General features: G+C 71.7%; 6 protein-coding genes. 3 read left to right on the forward strand and 3 right to left on the reverse strand.

Going from position 1 to position 5976, the window contains the following annotated elements:
• The 3 genes from B8460_RS23600 to B8460_RS07200 all read right to left on the reverse strand — a co-directional run.
• Positions 1–132, reverse strand: a 132-nt coding sequence (locus B8460_RS23600; protein WP_048860909.1) for a helix-turn-helix domain-containing protein, incomplete at its 3' end; no start/stop codon positions are given.
• Positions 133–214: 82 nt separating this feature from the next.
• Complete coding sequence (locus B8460_RS07195; protein ID WP_048860904.1) at positions 215–1552, reverse strand: ATP-binding protein; 1338 nt, start codon at positions 1550–1552, stop codon at positions 215–217.
• Positions 1553–1556: 4 nt separating this feature from the next.
• A complete protein-coding gene (locus tag B8460_RS07200; RefSeq protein ID WP_048860905.1) occupies positions 1557–2267 on the reverse strand; it encodes a response regulator in 711 nt (236 codons plus the stop codon).
• A gap of 124 nt (positions 2268–2391) precedes the next feature.
• Between B8460_RS07200 and cpaB the strand changes: the two genes are divergently transcribed.
• The 3 genes from cpaB to B8460_RS07215 all read left to right on the forward strand — a co-directional run.
• Positions 2392–3360 (forward strand): Flp pilus assembly protein CpaB, encoded by a 969-nt coding sequence (gene cpaB, locus B8460_RS07205; protein WP_048860906.1) that lies wholly within the window; start codon positions 2392–2394, stop codon positions 3358–3360.
• Complete coding sequence (locus tag B8460_RS07210) at positions 3357–4814, forward strand: type II and III secretion system protein family protein (RefSeq protein WP_048860907.1); 1458 nt, start codon at positions 3357–3359, stop codon at positions 4812–4814. Before cpaB ends, B8460_RS07210 begins: the two co-directional genes overlap by 4 nt.
• 4 nt (positions 4815–4818) lie before the next feature.
• On the forward strand, positions 4819–5976 hold a 1158-nt coding region (locus B8460_RS07215; RefSeq protein WP_048860908.1), incomplete at its 3' end, for an AAA family ATPase.

The following is a 5976-nucleotide window of genomic DNA, read 5'->3' on the forward strand; positions in this document are numbered from 1 at the left end:
ACCGCGCACGGTTCCCTCGCTCGCTTCCATTCGCTGGATCGTGGGCAACGACACGCCGGACAGCTCCGCCAACGCGCGCTGGTCGATCCCCAGCAGCGCACGCGCCGCCCGCATCTGCGCAGCCGTGATCATGAAGCGGCACTTATCATGTTTAATACATGATTGTCCATGCTAGGACCGCGTTTATCCACGCATGGACTGGCACATATGCGTTTCAGACCGGCAGCCGGATACGTGCCCGCAGGCCGCCGAGCGGACTGTCCTCCAGCACGATGTCGCCACCATGTGCCCGCACGATGTCGCGCGCGATGGTCAGGCCGAGACCGGTTCCCCCCGCCGAGCCGGACTCGAAGGGGCGGAACACCGCCTCGCGCTGTTCGGGCGGGATGCCCGGGCCGTCGTCGTCGACCATCACCAGCACCTGCCGCGTGCCGTTGGGCTCGACCGCCAGCCGCACGCGGCGGGCATGGCGCCGGGCATTGTCCACGAGATTGGTGATCGCCCGCTTCACCGCGTCCGCCCGCAGCGAGAGCGTCAGCAGCGGCGGCGCGGCGAGATCGACCTGCGCCCCGTCACGCCGGGCGCGCACGACGATCTCCTCCAGCATCGCGGTGAGGTTGGTCGGCTCCGCCTGCTCCACCCCCTCGCCGCGGGCAAAGGCGAGATAGGCGCCGACCATGCGCTCCATCTCCTCGACATCGGCGGTCATCTCGGCGATCTCGGCGCGCCAGCGCTCGTCCTGCGGCAGCATCGCCAGCGCGAGGCGCAGGCGCGTCAACGGCGTGCGCAGGTCGTGCGACACGCCGGCCAGCATCTCGGTCCGCTGCGCGAGGAAGCGGCGGATGCGCTCCTGCATGCGGTTGAAGGCGGCGGCGGCCTGCCGCACCTCGACGGCGCCCTCGGCCTTGATGAAGCCCACGTCGCGGCCCATGCCGAACGCCTCGGCGGCACTCGCCAGCCGGCGCACCCCGCGCACCTGGTTGCGCATGAAGATCGCGGCGATGCCGAACAGGATCAGCGCCGAGCCGACCAGCCACAACACGAACAGATAGATCGTGTTGGTATACAGGCGCTTGCGCGGCGCCTCGATCGACAGCACGCCCTCGGGCAGCTGCACGCTGACCAGCACGTAGCGCGGGTCGGAGGTCCAGTCCATCGTGAACGGCAGCCGTATCTGCTGCCTCAGGGCGGCATGCAGGTCGTCGTCCATCGGGCCGAGGATGTTGCGGCTCTTGTGCGCCTCCAGCCGCTGCCCGTGCTCGATGCGCAGCGCGAGGCCGAAGCGGTCGCGCGCGGTCGCCAGGATCCATTCGTGATCGATCACCGACGGCCAGCGGTGCAACGCCTCCAGCGTGAACGCCAGCTCGCCCACCACCGCGTCCGACAGCCGGCGCGAGATGATGTCGACATGGCTGCCGTAGAACACCTGCAACGCGACCGCCTCCAGCAGCACCAGCGGCAGCAGGATGATCAGCAGGCTGCGCCCCAGCAGCGAGCGCGGCAGGAAACGCTTCGTCAGGCCGCCGAAGCGCAGGCGCGGAAACAGGCGCACCGCCCTAGGTGCCCGGCTTGAGGACGTAGCCGCGCCCGCGCACCGTATGCAGGAAGCGCGGCTCGCGCGGGTCGGCCTCGATCTTGCGGCGCAGACGCGTCACCTGCACGTCGATCGCCCGCTCACCGGTCTCGTCCATGCCGAGCGCCTCGGCGATATCCTCGCGGCTGAGGACCTCGTTGGGCTTGCAGGCCAGGGCGGTCAGCAGCGCGGCCTCTCCGCCCGTCAGGCGGATCACCGCGCCGTCCTGGAGCCGGCGCAGCTCGCCCCGCACGGGATCGAACTCGAGCACGCCCAGACGCACCTGCCCCCCCGCCGGTCCGGTGGGCGGCGGCGCGGAGGTGCGGCGGAGCATGGCGCGAATGCGCAGCACGAGCTCCTTCGGCTCGAACGGCTTGCCGAGGTAGTCGTCCGCCCCGGCCTCGAACCCGGCGATCCGGTCCTCGGGCGCGCCGCGCGCGGTCAGCAGCAGCACCGGCAGGTCGCGCTGCTCGTCGTTGCGGCGCAGATCTTCGACCAGCGCCAGCCCGGACTCGCCCGGCATCATGACATCCAGCACCATCAGGTCGGGCGCCAGGAAACGCAGCTTGTCGCGCGCGTCGGGCGCGGATTCGGCGACCGTGACCCGAAACCCCTGCTCGGCAAGGTAGCGCGACAGCAGACCGCGCAGACGCGCATCGTCGTCGACCACCAGGATGTGCGCCTCTTCCGCCATGCCGCCGCCGCGTCCCCGCTGATTTTTCCGCCGGACGGCCCGATCGGCCGGGCGCCGGTAACGAAGCGTCTATCATCTCCGCCGATGATCGTCCCCACGTTGGCAGACAGGGGACGTCATCGCGATGGCCAAGGCCGATCCAGTACGGATCGCCGTCACACTCGGCTTCGCCGCGACCAGCATGGTCGCCGTGGTCGGATTCTGGCAGGCGTTCAGCGGCGCGCGCGCGCCGTCCCGTCCGGCCATAAGCGCCGGGCCGCCGGTCGCGACGGTGCCGGTGCAGGTCGCGGCGCGCCCCATCGCGCGCGGCGAGACGATCGGCGTCACGGCGCTGCGCACCCTCTCCGTGGTCGACGCCGGCCCGTCCGACGGCTACCGGACGACCGACGCCCTCGCCGGCCTGGTCGCGCTCACCGATATTCTCCCCGGCCAGATCGTGCTGCCGGCCATGGTCGCGGCGGACCACGGTGGCGCCGGTCTCGCGGCGCTGATCCCCCCGGGACAGCGCGCGGTGGCGATCTCCGTCACCGAGGACATGGCGGTCAGCAACCTGATACGGCCCGGCGACCTCGTCGACGTGCTGCTGATCCTGCGGGCGGGCGTTCTGCCGCAGGCGGCCGGGATGCCGCCCGTCATGCCCTCCGCCTTCGCCGGCATGGCCGCGGCGCATCCCGCGGCGCCCCAAGGCGATCCGAGCGAGACGCGGCTGCTGCTGCAGGCGGTGCGGGTGTTGACCACCGGCACGCGCCTCGGCGGCGCCCTGACCGGTCCGGGCGGCGCGCCGCCGGTCGAGGGCGGGGCGACACGCACGCTCACGCTGTGCCTGACCCCGTCGCAGGCCGAGACCATCGCCCTGGCACGCACCCTCGGCACGCTCGCCCTGATACTGCGCAATCCCGCCGATGACCGCCGCGCGGCGCTGCCGCCGGTCACTCTCTCGGCGCTCCGCGACGGCCCCGCGCCGGCCGCCGCCGACCCGGTGCGGGCGGGTCCCCGACCGGTCGAGCTGATCGTGGGACAGGACCACCGCCTGATCTATCCGCTCGCCGACACAGGCTCGGGCGCGGGCCCGGCCGCGAGAGCGCTCCGATGATCCGCCGGATCAAGCTCGTGGTCGTGCCGGCACTGCTCCTCGTCCTCGGGGGCGCGCCCGCTTGGGCCGGGCCGCCGGCCGGCACGACGACCGTCACCGCCGTGCCCGGGCCGGTCGCCGCCGCCGCGTTGGCTCCCCTGACGGTCGATCCCGACCCGCGCGCGGTCGTCACGTCCGGAAGCAACGGGCCGCCCATCACGCTGACGAAAGGCGCGTTGCGGGCGCTCGATTTCAACGATCGCGTCACGCGCATCATCGTCACGGACGGCGCGGTGATCGACGCCTCCGTCCTCAGCGAGCGCGAGGTGCGGCTGGTCGCGCTCAAGACCGGACGCACGGCCGTCACGGTCACCACCGCCGCGGGCGCCGCGGTCACCTACACGGTCGCCGTGGTCCCGGAGATGGCACGCGTGCAGTCGCTGCTGGCGCAGGACCCGTCGCTGCGCGGGCTGCACCTGGCGTCGGACGACGACCGGATCATCGTGACCGGTCAGGTCGGCAGCGTGCAGGCGCATGCGCACGCGATCGACATCCTGCACGCCTTCTATGGCGATCAGATCGTCGACCTGATCCAGACGGCCGGCGGTCAGATGATCGCCGTCGAAATCCGCTTCGCGGCGGTCCAGGCCGACACGCTCAAGGAACTCGGCTTCAACCTGTCGAGCTTCGGCCAGGGCTTCAGCTTCGCCACCAGCGGCCCGAGCTCCCTCGGCGGGTACGGCTTCGCGCGCAGCGGACTTTCGGTGGGCGGCACGCTGCCGCTCGCGGATGCGTTCAACCTGCTGCTCGCCAGCCCCGCGAGCAACCTCGTCTCCGTCATCAGCGCGCTTTCGGATGCGAACATCGCGTCGGTGCTCGCCGAACCGACCCTCATGGTGCGATCGGGCGATCAGGCCGACTTCATCGCCGGCGGCGAGGTGCCGATCCCGGTGCCGCAGGGCGGATCGGCGGCCGGCGCGGTGACGATCGAATATCACCAGTACGGCGTCCGCCTGCGCATCGCACCGTCGCTGCTCGGCAGCGGACGCATCGCGATGACGGTCTCGCCGGAGGTGAGCGAGATCGACACCGCCAACCAGCTGAGCATCAGCGGCTACGCCGTGCCCGCCTTCCGCAAGCGCAGCACGAGCACGACGATCGAGCTGAACGACGGCCAGAGCTTCGTGCTCGCGGGCCTGATCTACAGCTCCGTCAACATCGACGACGCCCGTATCCCCGGCCTCGGCGACCTCCCGATCATCGGCAATTTCTTCCGCTATGCCCGCAACGCCCGCGAACGCCAGGAGCTCATCATCATCGCGACTCCGCACGTCGTGCAGGCGCTGCCGCCCGGTCCGCTCCCGCCGCTGCCCGGGGAGGCATTCCAGCACGGCTACGATCCGGGGGTCGCGGACATGGCACTGGACCGCAAGCCGGGCAGCGCGGCGATCGCCGCCTATGGCCTGATGCGGTAGCGCGATGTATCGCCTCGTCATCGCCACCCGCAACGAGGCGTTGCTGCGCCGCCTCGGCACCGCCGCCGAACGCCAGGCGACGGTGGTGCGCATCGACCCAGAGCCGGCTTCGGTCGAACAGGCCGCGCTGCGCCTCGCGCCGGACCTCGTCCTGCTGGACTGCGACATCGCGCATGGCTGCGGCGTGGCTCTCGGCGCATGCGCGCGCGCCGTGGCGGCGCGGGCCCCCGGACTGAAATTCGCCGCCATCGGCGACGAGACCGATGCCGCGGCGATCCTCGCGGCGGTCAGGGCGGGTGCGGCCGGCTTCATCGGCGCCGACAGCACCGACGCCGATCTGGCGGAACAGTTCGGCCGCCTGTTCCGCAACATCGAACACCGCGAGGCGGCGGCGACCGGCCGGCTGTCCGTCATCTTCAGCGGCCGGCCGAACGAGGGCGAAAGCCTGTTCGCGATCAACCTCGCCGTGCTGCTGGCCCGTGGGGGAGGGCGCACGGGCGAGCGCGGCGGCGACACGGTCCTGATCGACTGCACGCTGCCGGTCAGCGAGTGCGACGTCGCCCTCGACCTCGAGGCGACGTACAGCCTGCGCGACGCCCTGCACGACCTCGCGCGCATGGACCGCACGCTGCTGACCTCGACCCTGGCGCGCCATGCCGGGTCCGGCCTGTATGTCCTGCCGCTGGCGCTCGCGGTCGAATCCGTGCGCGACGTGCAGGCCAACAGCCTGCTGGCGCTGGTGGGCGTGCTGCGCGGGCTATTCGCGGATGTCGTGCTCAACATCGGCAGCTTCCGTCACGCGCCGCTGCTGCGACAGTTCTGCGATCTCGCCACCGTCTCGTATGCCTACGTGACGCAGAGCTTCAGCGCGCTGCGGGCCTGTCACGGCGTGCTGCAGCAGGCGGAGATACGCGCGGAGGAGCGGCACCGCGTCGCACTGATCGTGGCCGATTACGATCCCGCCGTGACACTCAGCGACCGGCAGATCGCCGAGACGATGGGGCTCGCGCACACGCTGCGCCTGCCGCCCGCCCGCGCGGAGCTGCTGAACAGCCTCAATGCCGGACAGCCCCTCGCCCTCGCCGCGCCGCGCAGCGCCTATGTCACCGCGCTCGGCCGCATCGCCGCGCTGCGCACCGCGACCCCTGCGGCCGCGCCAGCC

This window comes from Acidisphaera rubrifaciens HS-AP3 (assembly GCF_000964365.1).
GTDB classification, from domain to species: domain Bacteria; phylum Pseudomonadota; class Alphaproteobacteria; order Acetobacterales; family Acetobacteraceae; genus Acidisphaera; species Acidisphaera rubrifaciens.

Coding starts and splice junctions, on each gene's coding strand:
- B8460_RS07200 (WP_048860905.1), bottom strand. CDS start 2,267: ATGGCGGAAGAGGCGCACATCCTGGTGGTCGACGACGATGCGCGTCTG.
- B8460_RS07210 (WP_048860907.1), top strand. CDS start 3,357: ATGATCCGCCGGATCAAGCTCGTGGTCGTGCCGGCACTGCTCCTCGTC.
- cpaB (WP_048860906.1), top strand. CDS start 2,392: ATGGCCAAGGCCGATCCAGTACGGATCGCCGTCACACTCGGCTTCGCC.